General features: G+C 71.6%; 18 protein-coding genes and 5 tRNA genes. 9 read left to right on the forward strand and 14 right to left on the reverse strand.

Annotated elements, in window-relative coordinates:
- Window positions 1-131 precede the first annotated feature (131 nt).
- Entirely contained in the window at window positions 132-338 is a 207-nt protein-coding gene (gene bldC / locus ACIQGQ_RS07900; RefSeq protein WP_003949541.1) for a developmental transcriptional regulator BldC, read from the forward strand.
- An 837-nt stretch (window positions 339-1,175) separates the two neighbouring features.
- On the opposite strand, the gene ACIQGQ_RS07905 is transcribed toward bldC, so the two are convergent.
- Both ACIQGQ_RS07905 and hrpA read right to left on the reverse strand, forming a co-directional pair.
- Window positions 1,176-1,250: transfer RNA gene (locus ACIQGQ_RS07905), tRNA-Asp, on the reverse strand.
- Window positions 1,251-1,463: 213 nt separating this feature from the next.
- Window positions 1,464-5,399 (reverse strand): ATP-dependent RNA helicase HrpA, encoded by a 3,936-nt coding sequence (gene hrpA / locus ACIQGQ_RS07910; protein ID WP_402392104.1) that lies wholly within the window; start codon window positions 5,397-5,399, stop codon window positions 1,464-1,466.
- A gap of 149 nt (window positions 5,400-5,548) precedes the next feature.
- On the opposite strand from hrpA, the gene ACIQGQ_RS07915 reads away from it, so the two are divergent.
- Genes ACIQGQ_RS07915 through ACIQGQ_RS07925 form a run of 3 tightly spaced genes read left to right on the forward strand, consistent with a single transcriptional unit; the run spans window position 5,549 to window position 7,708 of the window.
- Complete coding sequence (locus ACIQGQ_RS07915) at window positions 5,549-5,983, forward strand: hypothetical protein (RefSeq protein WP_402392106.1); 435 nt, start codon at window positions 5,549-5,551, stop codon at window positions 5,981-5,983.
- Window positions 5,984-6,038: 55 nt separating this feature from the next.
- Entirely contained in the window at window positions 6,039-6,860 is an 822-nt protein-coding gene (locus ACIQGQ_RS07920; RefSeq protein ID WP_402392109.1) for a DsbA family protein, read from the forward strand.
- Entirely contained in the window at window positions 6,857-7,708 is an 852-nt protein-coding gene (locus ACIQGQ_RS07925; RefSeq protein WP_402392111.1) for a cytochrome c biogenesis CcdA family protein, read from the forward strand. Before ACIQGQ_RS07920 ends, ACIQGQ_RS07925 begins: the two co-directional genes overlap by 4 nt.
- A gap of 38 nt (window positions 7,709-7,746) precedes the next feature.
- On the opposite strand, the gene ACIQGQ_RS07930 is transcribed toward ACIQGQ_RS07925, so the two are convergent.
- From ACIQGQ_RS07930 to ACIQGQ_RS07945, 4 genes are all read right to left on the reverse strand, one after another.
- Window positions 7,747-7,823: transfer RNA gene (locus ACIQGQ_RS07930), tRNA-Phe, on the reverse strand.
- Window positions 7,824-7,850: 27 nt separating this feature from the next.
- Window positions 7,851-7,925 (reverse strand) — tRNA-Asp (locus ACIQGQ_RS07935).
- A gap of 39 nt (window positions 7,926-7,964) precedes the next feature.
- Window positions 7,965-8,037: transfer RNA gene (locus tag ACIQGQ_RS07940), tRNA-Glu, on the reverse strand.
- 156 nt (window positions 8,038-8,193) lie between these two features.
- The gene (locus ACIQGQ_RS07945) at window positions 8,194-8,544 is read right to left on the reverse strand and encodes a metallopeptidase family protein (protein ID WP_402392114.1); all 351 of its coding nucleotides are present in this window, start codon (window positions 8,542-8,544) and stop codon (window positions 8,194-8,196) included.
- 145 nt (window positions 8,545-8,689) lie between these two features.
- Between ACIQGQ_RS07945 and ACIQGQ_RS07950 the strand changes: the two genes are divergently transcribed.
- The 3 genes from ACIQGQ_RS07950 (at window position 8,690) to ACIQGQ_RS07960 (ending at window position 11,962) form a co-directional block, all read left to right on the forward strand.
- Window positions 8,690-9,334: a hypothetical protein gene (locus ACIQGQ_RS07950; protein WP_402392116.1), complete on the forward strand. Its 645-nt coding sequence runs from the start codon at window positions 8,690-8,692 to the stop codon at window positions 9,332-9,334.
- Between the two features lie 208 nt (window positions 9,335-9,542).
- Entirely contained in the window at window positions 9,543-11,768 is a 2,226-nt protein-coding gene (locus tag ACIQGQ_RS07955; RefSeq protein WP_402392118.1) for a DEAD/DEAH box helicase, read from the forward strand.
- 117 nt (window positions 11,769-11,885) lie between these two features.
- Window positions 11,886-11,962: transfer RNA gene (locus ACIQGQ_RS07960), tRNA-Lys, on the forward strand.
- 12 nt (window positions 11,963-11,974) lie between these two features.
- On the opposite strand, the gene ACIQGQ_RS07965 is transcribed toward ACIQGQ_RS07960, so the two are convergent.
- The 8 genes from ACIQGQ_RS07965 to ACIQGQ_RS08000 all read right to left on the reverse strand — a co-directional run bounded on the left by ACIQGQ_RS07965 (window position 11,975) and on the right by ACIQGQ_RS08000 (window position 17,781).
- Complete coding sequence (locus ACIQGQ_RS07965) at window positions 11,975-12,370, reverse strand: holo-ACP synthase (protein WP_402392120.1); 396 nt, start codon at window positions 12,368-12,370, stop codon at window positions 11,975-11,977.
- Window positions 12,370-13,188, reverse strand: coding sequence for a hypothetical protein (locus ACIQGQ_RS07970; RefSeq protein ID WP_402392123.1), 819 nt, complete (start codon window positions 13,186-13,188; stop codon window positions 12,370-12,372). The genes ACIQGQ_RS07965 and ACIQGQ_RS07970 overlap by 1 nt, the downstream gene beginning before the upstream one ends.
- Window positions 13,185-13,466: a phosphopantetheine-binding protein gene (locus tag ACIQGQ_RS07975; RefSeq protein ID WP_402392125.1), complete on the reverse strand. Its 282-nt coding sequence runs from the start codon at window positions 13,464-13,466 to the stop codon at window positions 13,185-13,187. Before ACIQGQ_RS07975 ends, ACIQGQ_RS07970 begins: the two co-directional genes overlap by 4 nt.
- Complete coding sequence (locus ACIQGQ_RS07980; protein WP_402392128.1) at window positions 13,463-14,428, reverse strand: 3-oxoacyl-[acyl-carrier-protein] synthase III C-terminal domain-containing protein; 966 nt, start codon at window positions 14,426-14,428, stop codon at window positions 13,463-13,465. The genes ACIQGQ_RS07975 and ACIQGQ_RS07980 overlap by 4 nt, the downstream gene beginning before the upstream one ends.
- On the reverse strand, window positions 14,428-15,252 hold the full coding sequence (locus ACIQGQ_RS07985; protein WP_402392131.1) for a class I SAM-dependent methyltransferase: 825 nt from the start codon (window positions 15,250-15,252) through the stop codon (window positions 14,428-14,430). Before ACIQGQ_RS07985 ends, ACIQGQ_RS07980 begins: the two co-directional genes overlap by 1 nt.
- 102 nt (window positions 15,253-15,354) lie before the next feature.
- Window positions 15,355-16,074: a 4'-phosphopantetheinyl transferase superfamily protein gene (locus ACIQGQ_RS07990; protein ID WP_402392134.1), complete on the reverse strand. Its 720-nt coding sequence runs from the start codon at window positions 16,072-16,074 to the stop codon at window positions 15,355-15,357.
- Window positions 16,064-16,909 carry a hypothetical protein gene (locus tag ACIQGQ_RS07995; protein ID WP_402392137.1) on the reverse strand — a complete coding sequence of 282 codons (846 nt, stop codon included), beginning with the start codon at window positions 16,907-16,909 and terminating at the stop codon, window positions 16,064-16,066. Before ACIQGQ_RS07995 ends, ACIQGQ_RS07990 begins: the two co-directional genes overlap by 11 nt.
- Window positions 16,906-17,781, reverse strand: coding sequence for a diiron oxygenase (locus ACIQGQ_RS08000; protein ID WP_402392140.1), 876 nt, complete (start codon window positions 17,779-17,781; stop codon window positions 16,906-16,908). The genes ACIQGQ_RS07995 and ACIQGQ_RS08000 overlap by 4 nt, the downstream gene beginning before the upstream one ends.
- 287 nt (window positions 17,782-18,068) lie before the next feature.
- Between ACIQGQ_RS08000 and ACIQGQ_RS08005 the strand changes: the two genes are divergently transcribed.
- Together ACIQGQ_RS08005 and ACIQGQ_RS08010 are read left to right on the forward strand one after the other, a co-directional pair.
- Complete coding sequence (locus ACIQGQ_RS08005; protein WP_402392143.1) at window positions 18,069-21,722, forward strand: BTAD domain-containing putative transcriptional regulator; 3,654 nt, start codon at window positions 18,069-18,071, stop codon at window positions 21,720-21,722.
- Between the two features lie 300 nt (window positions 21,723-22,022).
- Window positions 22,023-22,616 carry a hypothetical protein gene (locus ACIQGQ_RS08010; RefSeq protein ID WP_402392146.1) on the forward strand — a complete coding sequence of 198 codons (594 nt, stop codon included), beginning with the start codon at window positions 22,023-22,025 and terminating at the stop codon, window positions 22,614-22,616.
- Window positions 22,617-22,633 lie beyond the last annotated feature (17 nt).

Below are 22,633 nucleotides of genomic sequence, written 5' to 3' on the forward strand. Positions count from 1 at the left end.
GTAGTGCCGAGGACAAGCCGTTCGTCCTATAACCGACTCGGCCCGCGTCCGCCATTTCGGGCAACGCGGGTCAAGGTGCAGAATTTAGAGGAAAGAACCGAGATGGTTCGGTTCTCCCGAGGAGGCCGCTCATGACCGCTCGCACCCCTGATGCCGAGCCGCTGCTGACCCCGGCTGAGGTTGCCACGATGTTCCGCGTGGACCCGAAGACGGTTACCCGTTGGGCCAAGGCCGGCAAGCTCACGTCCATCCGCACGCTCGGTGGACACCGCCGGTACCGCGAGGCAGAGGTCCGCGCACTGCTTGCGGGTATCCCGCAGCAGCGCAGCGAGGCCTGACACACCCCCTGCCACGCCGCTACATCCGGGCCCTCCGAGTCCCCCAACTCGTACGGGCCCACCCATAGCTCCACATGACGGGCGCCTGCCCCAACGGGCGCCATACCCGTGAAATACGGGTGCGTCGTTCGATCGCGCTGGACTCCGCCGGGTCCAGCGCGATCTTTTTTTGCCCGCACGGTCACCGGACGCCCCGGCCGCCGGAGCGTCCGGCAGGGGGCCTTCAGGGCCGCCACAGCAAACCGTGCGCCCTGTTTTCGATCGGATCGAGTGCAGGCTTGAGCGAGTCTGTTCGGGAGTGTTCCGGCTCGACCGAGGAGGCCGGGGCGGGCCGTCAGGAATGTTCTCCGGGCGCCCTTGCCCAGGCGGTGCAATTGCACATATTAAATTCGCCAGTTGTAGGACGGGTGTAAGGTCCACCCTCCGCAAAACTCATTGAGTGACTCGCGTCACACGGTCGGAGTCCCGTCGTGTACGAGCCTGCCACCACGAAGAGGTGGATCGGGGAGCCATTGGTCACCGACCCGCAGGACTTTCGTCCTTGGCGCGCGGAAGGCCCGCCCCAGGCCCCTGTGGGCGCGTTCGGCGGTTCGGGGCGGAATCCGGCACGGCGACCCGCCACGGGCCCCAGGACGAGCCACAGGGGTGCGCACACAGAACTGCGGGGCCCACGGGACCGCACGGAGGGCACAGAGGGCTCACAGGAGCACGCCGGGCCCGGGACGCGGGACGTACGCCGGGGGCCGCGCGCCATGACCCCCGTCCGGCCGGAGCGGCGGAACCCGCGGCCGAACACGCGAAAGCCCGGATCCAGAAGGATCCGGGCTTTCGTTACTGCGGTCCTGACGGGATTTGAACCCGCGGCCTCCACCTTGACAGGGTGGCGAGCACTCCAAACTGCTCCACAGGACCAGGTTTTTCGCTTCGGCCTTTCGGCTGGCTGCGAGATCAGACTGTACAGCAGGTCAGAGGGTCAGGTCGAACTCACCGATGGTGGCGGTCCGGTCACGGCCAAAACAGCACGCGCGGTCGGTGCCCACGCCCGTTCCGAGCCCCTCCCGCGCCCCGGTGACGCCCCTCGGCGACGGCCCCGGCGACAGCCCCCGGAGCCGCCCCCGCCCGGGGTCAGGGGGCCGCCGCGTCGATCGCCTTCACGATCCGCTTGTCGGAGACCGGGTACGCGGTGCCCAGGGCGTGGGCGAAGTAGCTCACCCGCAGCTCCTCGATCATCCAGCGGATCTCCAGGACCTCCTGAGGTACCGGCCTGCCCTGCGGCAGCTGTTCGAGCAGCCAGGCGTACTCGTCCTGCATCTCGTGGACCTTCTCCATGCGCGTGGTGTCGCGCTGGGCGGCGGTCGGCATCTGCTGGAGCCGGCGGTCCACGGCGACCAGATAGCGCATCAGGTCGGGCAGCCTGCGCAGACCGGTCTTCGTGACGAAGCCGGGCGGCACGAGGGCGGCGAGCTGGTCGCGGGCGTCGGTGACGTTGTCGACCAGGACCAGGCTGTTGGTGGCCTTCAGCCGCCGTTCGCAGGACTGCCAGGCGGCCAGAACCTGCTGGACCTGCTTCACCGTGTGCTCGGTCAGCGCGACGAGGTCGGTGCGCACCTTGTCGTACAGCTTCCGGAACGACTCCTCGTCCCAGGCCGGGCCGCCGTGGACGCCAATCAGCCGGTCGGCCGCCGCCGTCGCGCAGTCCTCGAAGAGCGCCTGCACGGAGCCGTGCGGGTTGCGGGAGAGGGCCAGCTTCTGCTGGTTGGTCAGCTGGTCGGAGACGAACTTGGCCGGGTTCACCGGCACGTTCAGCATGATCAGCTTCCGGGTGCCCAGCCACATCGCCTGCCGCTGCTCGGCGTCGGTGTCGAAGAGCCGTACGGCGACGGTGTCGCCCTGGTCGACCAGGGCCGGGTACGCCTTCACCGGCTGACCGGCCCGGCGGGTCTCGAAGACCTTGTTCAGCGTCCCGATCGTCCAGTCCGTGAGGCCCGAGCGCTCGATCGACTCGCCCGAGGGGCCGGCGGTGGCCGCGGCGGCCTTGGAGAGCGCCTGACGGGCCTTCGGGCGCAGCTGGAGCTTCAGCGCCTCCAGGTCCTTGTCCTCGGCCAGCCTGCGGCGCCGCTCGTCGACGATCCGGAACGTGATCTTCAGGTGGTCCGGCACCCGGTCCAGGTCGAAGTCGTCGGCCGTGACCGGGACGCCGACCATCCGCTGGAGCTCCCGGGCCAGCGTCACCGTGAGCGGTTCCTGGAGCGGTACGGCCCGGTCGAGGAACTTGTCGGCGTAGTTCGGCGCGGGGACGTAGTGGCGGCGGATCGGCTTGGGCAGCGAGCGGATCAGCTCCGTGACCACCTCCTCCCGCAGGCCGGGGATCTGCCAGTCGAAGCCCTCGGCGGTGACCTGGTTGAGAACCTGGAGCGGGACGTGGACGGTCACCCCGTCGGCGTCCGCGCCCGGCTCGAACTGGTACGTCACCTTGAACTTGAGCTTCCCCTGGCGCCAGGAGTCCGGGTAGTCGTCCTTGGTGACGGCGCCGGCCTTCTCGTTGATGAGCATCGAGCGCTCGAAGTCCAGCGCGTCCGGCTCGTCCCGGCGCTTGTGCTTCCACCAGGAGTCGAAGTGCGCCCCGGAGACCACGTGCTCGGGGATGCGCTGGTCGTAGAAGTCGAAGAGCGTCTCGTCGTCGACCAGGATGTCGCGGCGGCGGGCGCGGTGCTCCAACTCCTCGACCTCGCCGAGGAGTTTGCGGTTGTCGTGGAAGAACTGGTGGTGCGTCCGCCAGTCGCCCTCGACCAGGGCGTTGCGGATGAACAGGTCGCGGGAGGTATCGGCGTCGATACGGCCGAAATTGATCTTGCGCTGGGCGATGATCGGCACCCCGTAGAGCGTGACCCGCTCGTACGCCATCACCGCCGCCTGGTCCTTCTCCCAGTGCGGCTCGCTGTAGGTGCGCTTGAGGAGGTGCTGCGCCAGCGGCTCGATCCACTCCGGCTCGACCTTGGCGTTGACCCGGGCCCACAGCCGGGACGTCTCGACCAGCTCGGCCGACATCAGGAACCGGGGCTGCTTCTTGAAGAGCGCCGAGCCCGGGAAGATCGCGAACTTGGCACTCCGCGCACCCAGGTACTCGTTCTTCTCGGTGTCCTTCAGCCCGATGTGCGAGAGCAGCCCGGAGAGCAGCGAGACGTGCACCGCCTGCTCCGGCGCGTCCTCCTCGTTCAGGTGGATGCCCAGCTGCTTGGCGACCGTGCGGAGCTGGGAGTAGATGTCCTGCCATTCGCGGATGCGCAGGAAGTTCAGGTACTCCTGCTTGCACATCCGGCGGAAGCTGGAGGAGCCGCGCTCCTTCTGCTGCTCGCGGACGTACCGCCACAGGTTGAGGAACGCCAGGAAGTCGGAGGTCTCGTCCTTGAAGCGGGCGTGCTGCTGGTCGGCCTGGGTCTGCTTCTCGGAGGGCCGCTCGCGCGGGTCCTGGATGGAGAGCGCGGACGCGATGACCATGACCTCGCGGACGCAGCCGTTGCGGTCGGCCTCGATGACCATGCGGGCCAGGCGCGGATCGACGGGGAGCTGCGAGAGCTTCCGGCCGAGCTCGGTGAGCCGCTGCCCCTTCTTCCCCTCCCGGGGGGACTTCTCCTCCAGGTCCAGCGCGCCGAGCTCCTGGAGGAGCTGGATGCCGTCGCGGATGTTGCGGTGGTCCGGCGGGTCGATGAAGGGGAACTTCTCGATGTCGCCGAGCCCGGCCGCGATCATCTGGAGGATGACGGAGGCGAGGTTGGTGCGGAGGATCTCCGGGTCGGTGAACTCCGGCCGGGTCAGGAAGTCGTCCTCCGAGTACAGCCGGATGCAGATGCCGTCCGACGTACGGCCGCAGCGGCCCTTGCGCTGGTTGGCGCTGGCCTGCGAGATCCGCTCGATCGGCAGCCGCTGGACCTTGGTGCGGTGGCTGTAGCGGGAGATGCGGGCGGTGCCCGGGTCGATCACGTACTTGATGCCGGGGACGGTCAGCGAGGTCTCGGCGACGTTGGTCGCGAGCACGATCCGCCGCCCGGTGTGGCGCTGGAACACCCGGTGCTGCTCGGCGTGCGAGAGCCGGGCGTACAGCGGGAGCACCTCGGTGTGCCGGAGGTTCCGCTTGTTCAGCGCGTCCGCGGTGTCCCGGATCTCGCGCTCGCCGGAGAGGAAGACCAGGACGTCGCCGGGCCCCTCGGACTGGAGCTCGTCGACGGCCTCGCAGATCGCGGTGATCTGGTCCCGGTCGGCGTCGTCGCCCTCCTCCTCCAGGAGCGGGCGGTAGCGCACCTCGACCGGGTAGGTGCGTCCGCTGACCTCGACGATCGGGGCGTCGCCGAAATGGCGGGCGAACCGCTCGGGGTCGATCGTCGCGGAGGTGATGACGACCTTCAGGTCCGGGCGCCTGGGCAGCAGCCGGGCCAGGTAGCCGAGGAGGAAGTCGATGTTGAGCGACCGCTCGTGCGCCTCGTCGATGATGATCGTGTCGTAGGCGCGCAGCTCGCGGTCGGTCTGGATCTCCGCGAGGAGGATGCCGTCCGTCATCAGCTTCACGAACGTCGCGTCGGGGTTCACCTGGTCGGTGAAGCGGACCTTCCAGCCGACCGCCTCGCCCAGCGGCGTGTCCAGCTCGTCGGCGACGCGCTCGGCGACCGTACGGGCCGCGATCCGGCGCGGCTGGGTGTGGCCGATCATGCCCCGGACGCCGCGCCCCAGCTCCATGCAGATCTTCGGGATCTGCGTGGTCTTGCCGGAGCCGGTCTCCCCGGCGACGATCACGACCTGGTGGTCGCGTATCGCTTCGAGGATCTCGTCCTTCTTCTGACTGACCGGGAGCTGTTCCGGGTACGACACGGCCGGCACCCGGGCGGCACGCAGCGAGAGCCGCTCGGCCGCCTTGCCGGCCTCGGCGGCGATCTCGTCCAGCACGGCCTGCCGGGCCTCTGGCTTGCGGATGCGGCGCGCCCCTTCGAGACGGCGGCCGAGCCGGTGCGCGTCGCGGAGCGGGATCTCTCCGAGCCGGTTCTGGAGATCAGCGAAGGAAGTAGACATACGGAGCCCAGGATCTCACCCGGGCGCGAGGAACGGCGAACGCATTTCGTGCGGTCCGGGTCACCTCCGGGCACCGCTCGGAGCGGCCGGATCACAGCACGTACCATTTCGGGCAGCTGACCACCCGTCGAGGAAAGGCCGGTCGCGCCGTGTCCCGTACGCAGTGGTACTGCCTGACGGCGGTGCTCGCGGTCGTGCTGGGGCTGTTCTGCGGACCGGGCAGGACCGACGCCGGGAGCACCGCCGCACCGGTCGTGGCGGGCATGACGGTCCCGGCGGCCGCGCACCCGCCGGAGCCGGACGTCCCGGCGGCCGCGCATCCGGCGGGCCCGGACGTCCAGGTGGCCGCACCGGACTCCGACCGGCGCCCGACGCCCGGCTGCGGCCGGACCAGGAAGCACGACGACACCCCCGCCCTCCCCGGCCGGTCCCGTTCCGCGTACGACCAGGTGCCCGGCCTCGCCGGGTGGGGGCTGCCCGCCGCCACCGGTCAGGTCCCGGCCCGTCCGCCCGCCCGGCCGGGGCAGCGCGTCCCCGTGGCCGCCGCCCCCACCCCCGTAGAGCTCTCCGTGCTGAGGGTGTAGGAGACCTCCTCCGCCTCCTCCTTCTCTTCCGCAATCCACCAGCCCGGAGTCACGCATGTCCAAGTCCCCGTCCCCCTCCCCCGCCCCGTCCGCCTCCTCGTCCGCGCGCAGGTCGTCGTTCCGGAAGCCCGTGCTCTACGGCACCGGGGTCGTCCTCGCCGCCGCGCTGCTCGGCTTCGTCTCCTACCGGGCCACCGCCCCCGACCAGCAGCGCTCCGGCTCCGCCTCGGTCGCCGACGTCAGCGCCGAGCCGGACGCCGGCGTCTACCCGGAGCTGGAGAAGCTCGCCCGCCGCGACGCCGGCGACAAGCTCGCGCAGGGCCGCGCCGACGCGCCCGTCGTCCTGATCGAGTACGCCGACTTCAAGTGCGGCTACTGCGCGAAGTTCGCCCGCGACACCGAGCCCGCCCTGGTGGAGAAGTACGTCGAGAACGGCACCCTGCGCATCGAGTGGCGCAACTTCCCGATCTTCGGCTCCGAGTCCGAGGCCGCCGCCCGCGCCGCCTGGGCCGCCGGGCAGCAGGGCCGGTTCTGGCAGTTCCATGCCGCCGCGTACGCCGAAGGGGCCAAGGAGAAGGGCTTCGGCAAGGACCGGCTGAAGGACCTCGCCCGCGAGGCCGGGGTCGCGGACCTCGACCGCTTCGTCCGCGACGCGGACGGCGACGCCGCCTCCGCCGCCGTGGCGAAGGACCAGGAGCAGGGGTACGGGATCGGCGCGACCTCCACCCCGTCGTTCCTGGTCAACGGCCGCCCGATCGCCGGGGCCCAGCCCATGGAGACCTTCACCTCGGCCATCGAGGCCGCCGCCGAGAAGGCCCGCGCACGGCAGGACGCGAAGGACTCCCCGGAGCGCGGCGCCTCGGACGGCGCCAAGTGACCGCGGACATCGGCTACTTCGCCGCCTTCCTCGGCGGACTGCTCGCCCTGGTCAGCCCGTGCAGCGCCCTGCTGCTGCCCGCCTTCTTCGCCTACTCCGTCGACTCCACCTCGCGGCTGCTGGCCCGTACCGGCATCTTCTACGCCGGGCTGGCCACCACCCTGGTCCCGCTCGGCGCGGCGGGCTCTTTCACCGGGCGGCTCTTCTACCGGCACCGGGACGCGCTCGTCCTCGGCGCCGGCTGGCTGATCATCGCGCTGGGCGTCGCCCAGATCGTCGGCCTGGGCTTCGCCTCGCGCCGGATCGCCGCCCTCAGCGGCCGCATCCGCCCCACCACCGCCGTGTCGGTCTACGCCCTGGGCGCGGTCTACGGGCTGGCCGGCTTCTGCGCGGGACCGATCCTCGGCTCCGTCCTGACCGTGGCGGCGGTCAGCGGCAGCCCGGTCTACGGCGGGCTGCTGCTCGCCGTGTACGCGCTGGGCATGGCGGTGCCGCTCTTCGTGCTCGCGCTGCTCTGGGAGCGCTTCGACCTGGGCCGGCGGGCCTGGCTGCGCGGCCGGGCCTTCCGGATCGGCCGCTTCGAACTGCACACCACGACCCTGCTGTCCGGGCTCTTCTTCATCGCCCTAGGCGCGCTGTTCCTCGCGTACGACGGAACGACCGCGCTGCCCGGACTGCTGAACGTGGACGACTCGTTCGCCGTCGAACAGTGGGCCCAGCGCATCGGTGAACGGGTACCGGACGCCATGGCCCTGGTGGCCGTGGTCGCGGTGGTGCTGGTGGTTCTCGCGGTACGGGCGTGGCGCGGCCGGGAGGGCGCGAACACGACGGACCGGGAAGAGGCCTGACACGACGAAGGCCCCGTCCACCGGACGGGGCCTTCGGGTGGTGGCTGGGGCCGGGATCGAACCGGCGACCTATCGCTTTTCAGGCGATCGCTCGTACCAACTGAGCTACCCAGCCACGCAGTTCGCCGAGGCGATCTGCAAGCGGTCCTGACGGGATTTGAACCCGCGGCCTCCACCTTGACAGGGTGGCGAGCACTCCAAACTGCTCCACAGGACCAAGCTAATGTGCGAGACAAGTCTCGCACACGGTAAAGCGTGCCCCCAACGGGATTCGAACCCGTGCTACCGCCTTGAAAGGGCGGCGTCCTGGGCCACTAGACGATGAGGGCTAAGGGCCCACCTGCGCGCTTTCCAGCGCGTCGGGGACGTGAGAAGCATATGGGATGGCGGCGGCTATCGCCAAAACGGTTTACGGCGAGGGCGCGAAGGCGACGCGGAGCCGCCCCGGGACCGGGTGCCGGGGCGGCTCCGCCGCCGGTCCCCGGTCAGCCCCAGCCCAGCTCGTGGAGGCGCTCGTCGTCGATGCCGAAGTGGTGGGCGATCTCGTGGACCACGGTCACGGCGACCTCGTGGACCACCTCGTCCGGCGTCTCGCACATGCGCAGCGTCGGGCCCTTGTAGACCGAGATGCGGTCCGGGAGGACACCGGCGTACCACTCGCCCCGTTCGGTGAGCGGGGTCCCCTCGTAGAGGCCCAGCAGCTCGGGGTCGTCGGCCGGCGGCTCGTCCTCGACGAAGACCGCCACGTTGTCCATGATCCGCGTCAGCTCGGGCGGGATCGTGTCCAGGGCGTCGGCCACCAGCTCTTCGAAGGCTTCTCGCGTCATCTCCAGCACACGGCCCATTCTCCGCGAGCGAGGCCGGTTCCGGGCGGGGCGTGTCTCCGGCGGGGTGGCAGGAGTTGGGTACAGCGCCCGCCTTCCTTCTTTTCCCCTCCCCCGCTCCCGTTCCCGTTCCGTACGCACCCCGGAGGTGCCTTCCGTGCGCCAGCTGCCCGTACCCGCCCGCTGGGCGGCCGTCGTCGCCGTGACGGTCGCCGCGTCCACCGGCTGCATGAGCGTCGGGGAGGGCGGCGCCGAACCCTCGCCGTCCCCGTCGCCGTCACCGTCACCGTCGGCCGGGCACAGCGGGAGCGCGGCCCGGCCGGACGGCGGCACGGTGGCGGGCGCCGGGCGGGTCCGGGCCGTCGGCGGCGCCCAGGCGCACTCGGAGCGGGACGGCGCGCGCTCCCCGGAGCCCGGCGGAACCGCCGCCTCCCCGGCCGCACCGGGCGCACCCCCCGGCGCGGACACGGGTACGTCGACGGGGGCGGGCGGCGCGGGCGAGCCGCCCCGCGGCGCACCGGCGCCGCCCCCGCCCTCGAAGCCGGGGCCCGACGTGCCGCAGGAGCCAGAGCCCCCGGAGTCCTCCGGGCCGAAGGACCCCGAGGAGCCGGCCTCCCCCGACCCGGAGCCGCCCGGGACGCCGCCGCTGCCGTCCGCCTCGCCCGCGGCATGGCTCCACGGCGGGGTGCCGGGCTTCGAGCCGGAGCCGGCGACGTCGCGGACGCCCGTCCCGTCCAAGGTCTCGCCCGGGGCATCACCCCAGGAAGAGCCCGGGGCGGGGCCCCGGACGGAGCCGGTGTAGCGCAGGTCACGGAAGGCCGGTTTGCGCGATGTGGGGAGGAGTGCGTATGGTAGTAGATCGTTTGATCCCATTGCCCGGCGCCGAAACAGAAGCGCGCCGTGTGGCGCGTACTCTCCCTTGCCGTGGCTGGACCGCATTGAGGCGGTCGAAATTGCGAATCACGGAGTTACGGGCGCGTGCCGAGACTCCGGAAGGTTTCGCATTTCGCATGTCAATTTCCAGTTCTGACCGTACCGTCCTGCCCGAGAACATCGAGAACGACGAGAACGTCGCCGCCCTCGCGGACGTCGTGAACGAGGCCGAGCAGGCCGAGCAGATCGAGAGCACCGAGAACGCCGAGCGCGTCGAGTCGGCCGAGCAGGCCGGGAACGACGACGCCGAGGACGCTCCGGCCGAGCCGTCCATCACCTTCGCCGACCTGGGCCTGCCCGAGGGCATCGTCCGCAAGCTCGCGCAGAACGGTGTGACGGCCCCGTTCCCGATCCAGGCCGCGACCATCCCGGACGCCCTGGCCGGCAAGGACATCCTGGGCCGTGGCCGTACCGGCTCCGGCAAGACGCTCTCCTTCGGTCTGCCGACCCTGGCCGCGCTGGCCGACGGGCACACCGAGAAGAAGAAGCCCCGCGCCGTCATCCTCACCCCGACCCGTGAGCTCGCGATGCAGGTCGCGGACGCGCTCCAGCCGTACGGCGACGTGCTCGGCCTGCGGATGAAGGTCGTCTGCGGCGGTACGTCGATGGGCAACCAGATCTACGCGCTGGAGCGCGGTGTCGACGTCCTCGTCGCCACCCCGGGCCGGCTGCGCGACATCATCAACCGGGGCGCCTGCTCCCTGGAGAACGTCCAGGTCGCCGTCCTCGACGAGGCCGACCAGATGTCCGACCTGGGCTTCCTGCCCGAGGTCACCGAGCTGCTCGACCAGATCCCGGCCGGCGGCCAGCGGATGCTCTTCTCCGCCACGATGGAGAACGAGATCGGCACGCTGGTCAAGCGCTACCTGGACAACCCGGTGAGCCACGAGGTCGACAGCGCCCAGGGCAACGTCACGACCATGACCCACCACGTCCTCGTCGTGAAGCCGAAGGACAAGGCGCCGGTCACCTCCGCCATCGCCGCCCGCAAGGGCCGCACCATCATCTTCGTCCGCACCCAGCTGGGCGCCGACCGCATCGCCGAGCAGCTCGTCGAGGCGGGCGTCAAGGCGGACGCGCTGCACGGCGGCATGACGCAGGGCGCCCGTACCCGGGTCCTCGCGGACTTCAAGGACGGCTACGTCAACGCGCTCGTCGCGACCGACGTCGCCGCCCGCGGTATCCACGTCGACGGCATCGACCTGGTGCTGAACGTGGACCCGGCCGGTGACCACAAGGACTACCTGCACCGCTCGGGCCGTACCGCGCGTGCCGGCAAGTCCGGTGTCGTGGTCTCGCTGGCGCTGCCGCACCAGCGCCGTCAGATCTTCCGCCTGATGGAGGACGCGGGCGTCGACGCCTCGCGTCACATCGTGGGCGGCGCGGGCGCCTTCGACCCGGAGGTCGCCGAGATCACCGGTGCCCGTTCGCTGACCGAGGTCCAGGCCGACTCCGCCGCCAACGCCGCCCGTCAGGCCGAGCGCGAGGTCGCCGAGCTGACGAAGCAGCTGGAGCGCGTCCAGCGCCGTGCGGGTGAGCTGCGCGAGGAGGCGGACCGCCTGGTGGCCCGGGCCGCGCGCGAGCGGGGCGAGGACCCCGAGGCCGCGGTGGCCGAGGCGGCCGCCGAGGCGGAGGCCGCGATCGAGGCCGCCGTCTCCGTGCCGGAGCAGCCCACGGCCCGCGAGGACCGTCGGGACGACCGGGGCAACTTCGAGCGCCGGGACAACCGGGGCGGCGACCGCGGTGGCGACCGTGGCGGCTTCCGCCGGGACGACCGTCGCGACGACCGCCCGTCGTTCAACCGCGACCGTCGTGACGACCGCCCCTCCGGCGGCTTCCGCCGCGACGACCGCCCGTCCGGTGGCTTCCGCTCCGGCGGCGGCGACCGCCGGGACGACCGCGGTGGCCGTTCCTTCGACCGTCGCGACGACCGCCCGTCGTTCAACCGCGACCGTCGTGACGACCGCCCCTCCGGCGGCTTCCGCCGCGACGACCGCCCGTCGGGTGGCTTCCGCCGCGACGACCGCCGGGACGACCGCCCGTCGTTCAACCGCGACCGTCGTGACGACCGCCCCTCCGGCGGCTTCCGCCGCGACGACCGCCCGTCCGGTGGCTACCGCTCCGGCGGCGGCGACCGTCCGTTCAACCGCGACCGTCGCGACGACCGCCCGTCCGGTGGCTACCGCTCCGGTGGCGGCGACCGTCCGACCGGCCGCCGCGACGACTACCGGGGCGGCTCCAGCTCCAACAGCGGCTCCTTCGGCCGCCGTGACGACAAGCCCCGCTGGAAGCGCAACGGCTGACGCCTGAGCCCGGGGGTCCGCCGAGGAGCCCCGATTTTCCGCCCTGCCGGGGCCCGATGACCGATACCCGATCGGCCACCGGGCCCCGGCGGGCTATGCTCAGGTGTGATCGGGCAGGGGCCGTTAGCTCAATTGGTCAGAGCAGCGGACTTTTAATCCGTTGGTTGTGGGTTCGAGTCCCACACGGCCTACCACCCACCCCCGGGTCAGGAACTTCCTGACCCGGGGGTTTCGTCTTCCCCGAGGGCGATGGCGAGGACCAGGTCGCGCTTGTGGGTGATGGTGACGGTGATGCCGCGAAGGTTCAGGGTGGCGGCACGGGCGGCGGCCGCCCCGGTGAGGTGGACGGTGGGGGAACCGTTCACCTCACGCAGGACGGCCACCTGGGCGGGGCGTACTCCACCGGTCAGGCCGGTACCGAGGACTTTCAGCACCGCTTCCTTGGCTGCGAACCGGCCGGCGAGGAACTCCCGGGCGCGGTCGGGGCCGAATCTCCCGGCGGTCTCCAGCTCCTGCGGGGCGTAGACGAAGGAGCGGAACCAGTCCCGGCCCAGCAGCCGGTCCAGTTCGCCGAGGTGGAGGAGATCGGCCCCGATCCGCATCACCCGCCCCCGTCGCCGGGGGCCGTGAACACCGCGACGTGCGTACGCCCGTCGCGGGGGTCGGTCTCGCAGAGGACCACCTCGCGGTAGGTGCCCCACCACTGCCGCCAGTGCTCGGCCAGCTCCAGCCAGACGCCGGTGCAGTACGTGCCGGACGGGGCGCGGTGGAGGTCGGCGCCGGGCGGTACCTCCACGTCCGCGGCCCAGGGGCCGAGCACGAAGAGGGTGCCGTGCGCATCGCCCTCGCGGGCGCACGCCGCTGCCGGGGTCGGCACGGTGGTGACCCGGGTGAGGCCGGGTCCCCGGCCGTCGCCGCCGGGGCCGAGGACCAGCGCGGCGGCGGTGTCGGTCAGCGGGGTGTCGTGGACCAGCGGGAACCTGGTGGGCAGCGTGGTCTGTTCCAGGACCGCGACGACCACCTCGGCCGCCCGCCCCGCCCTGTGGTACGCGGCGGCGATCCGCAGCGCGGTGAACGGGGCGGCCAGCCCCTGCTGGCCGATGGCGAAGTTGACCGCCTCGCCGCCCAGGCGTTCGGTGAGGTGCGGGGCGACCGCCGTGAACGGGACCACGTCCGGCAACGCGTGGGTGACCACGAGCAGCTGTGGCCGGCTCTCCCGTACCCCGTCGGCGTCGGCGAGCAGGTCGGCGAGGCGGCGGTGGGTGACCTGGCTGCCCGCCCGCAGCAGTTCCTCGTCCGGCTTGACGCCGAACGGGTCCAGCAGGTCCTGGAAGTACGCCAGGGACGTCGTGGGGTCGGCGGGGGGTGTGCCCGCTGGTGCGCGGACCGCGGCGGCCGCTTTCATGGTCAGCTGGGTCATGCCGCCACCTGCCCGGCCGTCAACAGGCCTTCCACGTAGTCGGTGAAGGACCTGATGGTGCGCAGATGGTCGATGTCCAGGGTCTCCGGGTCGACCGCGGCTCCCGTGCCGTCCTCGACCAGCAGCAGCAGTTCGAGGACGGACGAGGAGTCCAGCCGCAGATCGTCGAAGAGACCGGTGTCCTCGGGCACCGGCCCGAGCTGCCGTCCCAGTACGTCCTCCAGGGCCGCCTCGACGGCCGCGAGGACCCGGGCCCGGACCGGCTCCGTGCCGCTCACGTGCCGCCCTCCTTCCGGTGGGTGATCACCATGGCCCCGAAGGTCGCGCCGAGGCCGACCGAGACCAGTACGTAGTGGGCCCCCGCGACGAGCCGGCCCGTCTCGCGCAGGGTGGTGTAGTTGACGAACACGTCGGACGCGAAGGTGTGGCTGTAGCGGGGGACGTTCTCCAGGAAGACCCGCTCGGGAGACACCTCCAGCGCCTTGATGGTCTGGCGCCAGGCGAGCATGTTGACGTTGTGCGGGATGATCAGCTCGATGTCGTCCAGGGTGAGCCCGGACTCCGCCACCGCCTGGTTGATCACTTCGGCGATCCGCGGACCGTACTGCTGGCCGAACTCGTTGTTCTGCTCCGCCGTCAGCTCCAGCCACTCGGCATACTCGCCGAGCGTGCGGGTGGTAAACGCGTGGACCCGGTCGCCCCGTCCGTCGACGGTGACCAGACAGGCCGCCGCCGCGTCGGCCATGATCGCCGTGTTGGGGATGTGCTGGACGACCGGCGAGTACGCGCGCTCGCCGGTGACCATCAGGGCGTACGCGTGCTCGTCGCCCTCCGCGCGCAGCAGCTCGCCGACCACGTCGATGGCGCCGAGGCTGGAGACGCACGCCTGGTGGCTGAGGGCGAACGCCTCGGTGCCCTCCCGGTCCAGCCCGAGTTCGTCCCTGACCACCTGGGCCACGTCCACATCGGGCGGGGCGACCGCCTGGGTGGTGTGGGCGTAGACGAGGTAGGCGAGCCTGCCGTTCCCGGGCAGGGCGTCCAGGGCCCGGCGGGCGGCGGGCCGCACCAGGTCGAACAGGTTGATGTCGGGGTCGAACCGGAGCGTGTCGAGTCCGTAGAACTTGCGGAAGACACCCAGCTCGGCCCGGCGCAGTCCGAGATGTTCGCCCAACTCCTCGATGCGCACGCTTCGTTCGGGGAGATGGGATTCGATGCGCTCCAGGGTGGTGTGTCCGCCCATCAGCCGGCTGCGATCTCTGCGCGAATCAGCCAGAGTCGATTGGCGCCCCGGCGGCTCCGGGGCTGGACCTCGTAGGGCCAGCGGCCCTCACCGGCTCCGGGAGCACCGGGCTCGCGCAGGTCCGTCACCTTCCAGCCGTTGGCCGCGACGAACTCCTCGGGCTGGTCGGTGCCGAAGATCCACGGGGTGCCGTCGGCGGCGAGCGTGTCCAGGAAGGGCTTGGAGAAGGGGCTGCGCAGCAGGGAGCGGCCGAGGATGTCGAAGGAGAGGCGGCTGCCGGGCGCGGAGGCGGACGCCAGCAGGACCAGCAGTCCGGCCGCCTGCTCCTCGGTGAGGAAGAAGGTGAGGGCCTCGGCGATCCACAGGGTGGGCCGGGACCGGTCGAAGCCCGCGGCCTCCAGCTCCGGCAGCCATTCCCGGGTCAGGTCGGCGGAGACCTCGCGGCGGTCCGTACGGGGCTCCGCGCCGAGCTTCTCCAGGCGGCGGCGCTTCTCGGAGATGAGCGGGCCGTGGTCCACCTCGTAGACCTCGACGCCGTCGGGCCACTCCAGCCGGAAGGCCCGGGTGTCCATGCCCGCGGCGATCAGGACGACCTGCTGGATGTCGGTCTCGGCGAGCGTGTCGCGGATGCTGTCGTCGAGGAACTTGGTGCGGATGGAGATGAACGGCAGCAGACCGCCGCCCTGGTAGCGGTCGATGAGCTCGAAGCCCTTGGGCGCCGCGAGGTCACGGGCGAACGGGTCCTGGTACAGGGCGTCGTCCCGCTCGGACTCCAGCGCCCGGGCGGCGGCCATCCACTGGGCCGTGTAGGAGACTGCGTGCATGATTCGCCTCTTCAGGGTTCGGGGTGGTCGGTCGCGGCCGGGGCCGGGACCGTCGGGGAGAACCGGGTGCTCCGGGCCGGGGAGGCCCTGGAGACCGGGTGATCAGGAGAAGAAGGCCTTCTCGATGGTGTCGAGGGACTGGAAGTCCTCGATGTCGATGGCGTCGAAGTCGATCTCGGTGCCGCTGGCGTCCTCGATCGTGTAGACCAGCTCGACGAAGGAGAGCGAATCGACCAGCCGGTTCTCGATGATGTTGACGTCCGGGGCCAGCTCGGTGCGGTCCTCGTGGCGTCCGAGGATCCAGTCCCTGACCTTGTCGATACCGGTGGACGTGGCAGGAGAAGCGGAAGCGGAACTCATGGGATTCCTCTCGGGTTCGGGTTCGGGTTCGGATGGCGGTGCGGGGGGCCGGGCCACGGCCGCGGCGACGGCGATGGCGTAGTCGCCGTCGTGGCTGATGCTGATGTCGACCGGGCCGAGCCCGGCGCCGTGGGCGAGGCGGGCGGCCCGTCCGGAGAGCCGTACGAAGGGGCGGCCGCCGGTGCCGCGGAGAATCTGGATGGCGGGCCAGGGCAGCGGCTGCCCGGTGGAGCCGAGCAGTTTGAAGACGGCTTCCTTGGCGGCGAGGCGGCCGGCGAGGGCCGCCGGGTCGGGTACGCCGTCGGGGTCGGGGCGGGCCTGCGCCAGTTCCTCGTCGGTGACCATGCGGTGGATGGCGGGGCCCGACTCGGGGGTGAGCAGGGCGGGGATGCGGGCGAGCGGGACGATGTCGACGCCGATGCGGGGCAGGGTGGCGAGGGCGGGTTCCGGGTCAGCCGGCATCGGCGGCAGCCGCCCGTACGGCGTCCAGCGCGGCGTCCAGGTCGTCGCCGAAGCGCTCGACGAGCACGGCCAGCCAGCGTTCCAGGCCGAAGGCGACGCAGGAGGTGAAGGCGTGCTCGCCGGAGGCGAGGGTGATGTCGCAGCGTTCACCGAAGAAGTTGCGGTGGGTGTTGACCGAGGCGATGGCCAGGTCGCCGTACTGGAACTCGTACTTGACCGGGCTGAGCCGGGCCATCAGGGCGCGCGCGCCGTCGTTCTGGAAGAAGGGGTCGCTGGCCGCCTCCTTGGCGAGGCCGAGGCCGAGCGCGTCGGAGAAGCGGACGATGCGTTCGGTGAAGCGGGCAATGACCTGCTGGGTGTGCTCGAACGTGCCCAGGGCGACGATCTCGCGCATCTGGAAGCTGGCCAGACGCCGCAGTCCGCTGTAGTGGTCCTCGTTGCGGAAGCAGCGGTTGACCAGGGTCAGCAGGGTGTCGTCGGCGACCCGGTCGCCCTCGTGGAAGAGATAGGCGCCGTAGCAGGTGGCGTGCGGCAGCCCGTAGCTTCCCCCGCGCAGGCCGGTCCGGTCGAAGGCTCCGTCCAGCGGCTCGGCCCCGCCGGACTCCAGGTCCAGCGGCGCGGCCACCCAGGCCAGGTGGGGAAAGTTGGCGTAGACGTCGAACTTCTCCAGGTCGGTCACCGGGTACAGCGGCGGCGGGCTGATCTCGCCGGCCCCGTCGGCGGTCCCCCAGCCCGCGAAGGTGCGGTCCAGCTCGCCGACGATCCGGGTCGCGCCGGGTCCGAGGATGGCCAGGGCCTGTTCGCCCCCGCTTCCGGTCAGCCGGTTCGCGTTCATCGCAGGATTCCCGTCTTCCGCAGGAACTTGGCGGTCTTGCGGAAGGTCTGCTCCTCCGCGCGGGCCCGGGCCGGGGAGGCGAGCAGCTGGCGGCGCACGCCGTGCGGGTCGTCGAGACCCGCGTCGCGGTAGACCTGCGGGTGGTAGAGGGATTCGAAACTATGGGTCATGTACCGCTGGAGGTAGGACGAGATGCTCTCCAGCTCCTCCTCGGTCGCCGTCTTCCGTACCTCCGCGAAGAGCAGCTGGACCAGTTCACGGCCGAAGGCGATGTGCCGGGACTCGTCCTGGTGGTGGATGCGGTTGATGGCGCGGATCGTCTCGTGCAGGCGCTCGTCCGCCGCCATGGTGGAGTTGTAGTGGTCCACCAGCTCTTCGAAAATCATGATGCGGGCGAAGACGAGGAGGTTCTCCACCGCGGCGGAGGCGGCAGGGGTGACGGCGGCACCGGCCGGCTGGCGGTAGATCCTGCCGTTCCCGTAGCGGAGACAGAACTCCGCGAAGAACCACATGTGTTCGTTCTCCTCACCGATGAAATGGTGGAAGAACTCGGACGGCGCCTCAAATCCTGCGGTGTGGATACGGTTGACGACCTCGACGAGCAGTTCACGAATGCCGTGGACATTGAGGCTGTAGAAGTTGATGCTCTCGTATCGCGAGAGGGCGTGGGCCTGCTCGGGGCCGAGCCGCTGAGCCACTTCCGTTCCATGGGTGGTGGTGAGTTCGGGGCTCATCCACCACATGTCCTCGGGAAGCCGGTCGGGCCACTCGAAGAGCCGGTACGGGTTGTAGTAGTCGTCGATGGACTTGGCGCTGAGGCGCCCCAGAATCCCCTGGAACCGTTCACTGCGCTCGATGACGTCGCTGACCATGGGCCGTTGTCCTCCGTTCGCCGCGGGGTGCCGCGTCGTCACCGAAGGTAGGGCGGCCCGGGAAGGCCGTTCAACGACAGAAAGCGGCCTGGCCGGGACCGGACGCCACCCGACACCGCCCCGTCCGGGCAATTTGCGCACATGGCGCCGTTCAAAAAAAGAGGAAATACCTCTATCATTCATTAGTCATTTCCCCGGCGGGGTGATTTGGCACAGGTTCGACCGTTTGCCCATATCGCTCCGACCAATGCTCCGGAATCGCCGAAAGCCATGAACAGGGGCACGTTGTGACAGACCAGTTTTCAGCGGAGAAACGAATTTCGCAGGAAGCCTCGGAAATTATTTCCGGCTCCGCTGGAAGCTGGATCCAGTCGGTACGCAAACGCGCCCTGATGAGTCAGCGGGAGCTGGCCGCCAGGGCCGGGATGAGTACGCGGGCGCTGCGCGACATCGAGAACGGCCGGGTACAGCAGCCCCAGCTGAGCACGGTGCGACGGCTGATCACCGCGCTGGGGCTGACCGATGCCGAGGCCGCGGCGCTGCACGCCGCCGTACGGGGGAACCCGGCGCAGGACGGCAGGCGGCTGCGGTTCCTCGTGCTCGGCACGCTCTCGGTGCAGCGGGGCGAGAGCCAGGTGCCGATCGCGCGGCCCATGCTGCGGCGGATCATCGGGCTGCTGGTGCTCAGGCATCCGCAGCCCGTCACCCAGCAGGAGCTGGTGGACTCCTTGTGGCCGGCCGGTCCGCCCCGCTCCTACCAGAGCCTGGTCCACACCTACATCAGCCAGGTGCGCCAGAGCCTGGCGCCGGACAGATCGCGCTCGGCGGCCCCCGGGGTGGAACGGGTCCCGGGCGGTTACGTGCTCCGGGTCGACCAGAGCCAGACGGACCTGGGCCGCTTCCAGGAGCTGGTGGCCCGCGCGGGGCGGTCCCGGGGCACCGGCTCTCCCGAGCTGGCCTTCGACTCGCTCACGGCCGCGCTCCAGTGCTGGCGCGGCCCGTTGTTCGCGGACATGGACCCGGCGCTGCAACAGCATCCGACCGCCGTCGTCGTCGCGGAGAGTCGCACCGAAGCGGCGCTCCAGCACGCCGACCTGGCCCTGGAGCTGGGCCGTCCCGAGCAGTCCGTACGGCTGCTGTGGCCGGTGGCGGGCGGCGATCCGCTGCACGAAGGGGTGCACGCCCGGCTGATGCTCACGCTCGCGGCCTGCGGTGAACAGGCCTCCGCGCTCAAGGTGTTCACCGCCTTCCGGGACCGGCTCGACGACCAGCTCGGCATCTCCCCCAGCGACGAGATCCGCGAGGCGCACCTGCGCATCCTGCGCCAGCAGCTGCCCCGTCCGGAGCGCGTCGTCCCCTCGGCGCACGTGGCGGTCCGGGCCCCTGCCGAGGAGGCGGGGACCGCCGAGGCGCCGACGTCCGCCGAGGACACGGGGCCGGCCGGGAGCGCCGGGCCCGCCCCCGTACCGCCCGCCACCGCGCCGCCCGCCCAACTGCCCTACGGGACCTCCTGGCACACCGGCCGGGACCGGCAGATGCACGAGCTGGACGCGCTGTTGGACGACGACCCGACCGCGCACACCCCGATCGTGACCGTGATCGGCCCGCCCGGTGTCGGCAAGACGGCCCTCGCGCTGCACTGGGCCCACACCCACCGCGACCACTTCCCCGACGGGCAGCTCTTCGTGAACCTCCAGGGGCACTCGTTACTGCCGGCTCTGCGCCCCGTGGACGTCCTGGCCCGCTTCCTGCGGGCCCTGGGCGTGCTGCCGGGGCAGGTCCCGGCCGGCGAGGACGAGGCGGCCGCGCTGCTGCGCACCCTGCTCGCGGGCCGCCGGATGCTGATCGTGCTGGACAACGCCGCCGGGGTCGACCAGGTGCGTCCTCTGCTGCCGGGCAGCGGCGACTGCCGGACCGTCATCACCAGCCGCACCCACCTCTCGGGGCTCATCGCCAACGACGGGGCCCGTCCGCTCAGCCTGGACGTGCTGAACCTGAGCGAGGCCCACGCCCTGCTCACCCGCATCCTCGGCGAGCACCGGGTGGCCGTCGAGCCGGACGCCGTGGTGGAGCTGGCCAGGCTGTGCGGCTGGCTGCCGCTCGCGATCCGGATCGCCGGGGCCAACCTGATCGCCCACCGGACGATCGGGGTCGCGGAGTACTGCGCGGAGCTCGTGGGCGGCAATCCGCTCAGCAGGCTCCAGGTCGAGGGCGACGAACGGTCCGCGGTCCGGTCCGCCTTCCACCTCTCGTACGAGGCACTGTCCGAGCCCGCCCGGCGCATGTTCCGGCTGCTCGGACTCGCTCCCGGGCCCGACATCACCGTGGCCGGCGCGGCGGCGCTGATCGACGGGGACCCGGGCGAGGCCGAGCGGCTGCTGCGGACACTGGCCCACGCCCACCTGGTCCAGCAGCCGGGCGCCGGGCGGTTCGGCATGCACGACCTGCTGCGCCTGTACGCCCGTGAGCTGGTCGCGGCGGACGAGTGCGGTGCGCGGCGGCGGCTGCTCGACTGGTACACGCGGGGTGCGGAGGAGGCCGCGTCGGTCCTGTACCCGGAGGACCCCCTGCTGCGGCCGCGTACCGGGGAGCAGCCCGCCGCGGAGGCGGCCGTGGCCGACGCCACCCGGGCCACGGAGTGGCTGGAGAGCGAGCGCGAGAACCTGATCGGCGCGGTGCTGTTCGCGGCGGAGGCCGGAGAGAACCGGACCGCCTGGCGGCTGGCGGAGGCGCTGTACGGCTTCCTCGCCCAGGGCACGTACACCACCGAGTGCCTGGCGACGGCGGAGGCCGGGCTCGCCGCGGCGACCGCGGACGGCGACCTGAGGGCCCGGTCGACGGCCCGGCTGCGGATCGCCGACTGCCACTGGGCGCAGGGCCACAACGCGCTGGCCCAGGACCAGTACGCGGACGCGCTGCGGCTGGCCACCGAGGCGGACTGGGCCGACGGGCAGGCCGCCGCGCTGCGCCGGATCGGATCCGCGCACCAGGAGAACGGCGCGATGCGTACGGCTTCCGGGCTGTTCCTGCGGGCGCGGGGGCTGTCCGGGCAGACCGGGGGAGCGGGTGCGGCCGACGACCTGATGCACCTGGGGCTGATCGGCTGGAAGCTGGGGCGGCTGCGGGAGGCCGTCACCCATTACACGCAGGCCGCCCGGATCTTCCGGGACCTGGGCGCGCTGAGCGGCGAGGCCATCTCGCGCACCAACCTCGGGATCGTCTACCGCGCCATGGGCCGCCCGCTGGACGCGATCCACGTCATGAACGAGGCCCTGCACGTGCACACCCTCAGCGGCAACAAGGCGAGCGAGACGGTGGCGTTGAGCTGTCTGGCCTCGGCCCACGCGGATCTGGGCGACCACGTGTCGGGGGCCGGCCTGGCGCGCTCGGCGCTGGCCTCGGCGCAGTCCATGCGCAACAGGCGGCTGGAGTCCAACGCGCACTTCTCCATGGGTGTGGCGCAGGAGCGGGCCGGGGACCTGGAGGCGGCCTCGGCCAGCTACCGGTCGGCGCTGAATCTGGCGGAGGTGGTCGACGACCGCTACCCCCAGGTGTCCGCGCTGATCGGGCTGGCCACGATCCGGCTGAGGCTGGGCGCCCCCGAGGAGGGGTACACCATCGCCCACAAGGCCCTGACCCTGGCCCAGGAGGCCGAGTTCCACCTGCTGGGAGCCTCGGCGCTCAACGTACTGGCCCAGGTGCGGGTGGTGCGCGGTGAAGCGACGCGGGCACTGGACGACGCCGGGCAGGCGCTCGCCCTGCACCGGGAGACCGGGCACCGGCCCGGCGAGGCGCGCAGCCATCTGGTGCTCGGCGGCGCGTACCGGGCGCTGGGCGACCGGAGCCGCTCCTTCGGGCACTGGCGCCGGGCGCTGCTGCTCTTCCGCGAGATGCACCTGGCGGGCTTCCGGGACCTGAGGGCCCCTACCGGCCGCGGGTGAAGGCCCGTCGGTCCCCGGCCGGGCCTCCGGTCGGGGCCGTCCCGGTCCTGCCCTACCGGCAGAGACGCTGCGCGTTCTGCCGCCCCCGGCTGGAGAGCCTTCCGCCGGGGGTTCGTCGTCCCAGGTCAACACGGGTTCTTCCGGTTCCGCACAAGGGTGGGTCGTAGCCGTCGCGGCTATGGCCCCGTTCTGGCCACGCGGCGAGGCGTCCTCCGTACGCTGCTCGGGAATGGTGCAGACCATTCGGCTTCGCATCGTTCCGTCGCACGCAGATCAGTCACACTCCACCGAAGGAGAACCGTGGAGATCAACAGTGCCACACACCCCGGGGACGCCCCCCGCGGAAACGAGGACGTCGTCATCGCGGGCAGCCGCTTCGCCGTCCTGGTCAATGCGGCCGGCCCACTGCGACCCGGCACGCGACCGCCCGTGTCGGAGGTCTGCGCCCGGCTGGCCGCCGGGCTGATCGAGTGCCCCGACGCGCCTCTGGACACGCTGCTGGGCGAGGCGCTCGGCGGGGCGGAGGCGGACTACCCCTCCGCGCTCTGCGTTGCCGTGGCCCGCACCCGCGAGGGCAAGGTCGACCTGCTCCTGCGGGGCGGGACGGCCGCGCTCATCCAGTTCCCCAACCTGACGGTCAACGAGATGCTGCACAGCCGCTATCCCGGCCGGCCGCTCGCGGGGAGCCTGCCCGTCTCGGAGGTCCGCCGCGTCTGCCTGCTCTCCGAGGGGGCCCACCGACTCGCCGGCCGGTGCGGCTGGAACGGACGCGAGGTGCTCGACCGGGTGGCCGCCGAGGGCCCCGACGCGCTCCTGGCGAAGATGCGCGCGGCCGAACCGGCGCATCCGCCCACCGGGGCGTCGGTGGCGCTCTGTTCCCTGTCCTCCGGCTGACGCACCCCGCCCCACCG

The organism is Streptomyces sp. NPDC092952 (assembly GCF_044754785.1).
Taxonomy (GTDB): domain Bacteria; phylum Actinomycetota; class Actinomycetes; order Streptomycetales; family Streptomycetaceae; genus Streptomyces.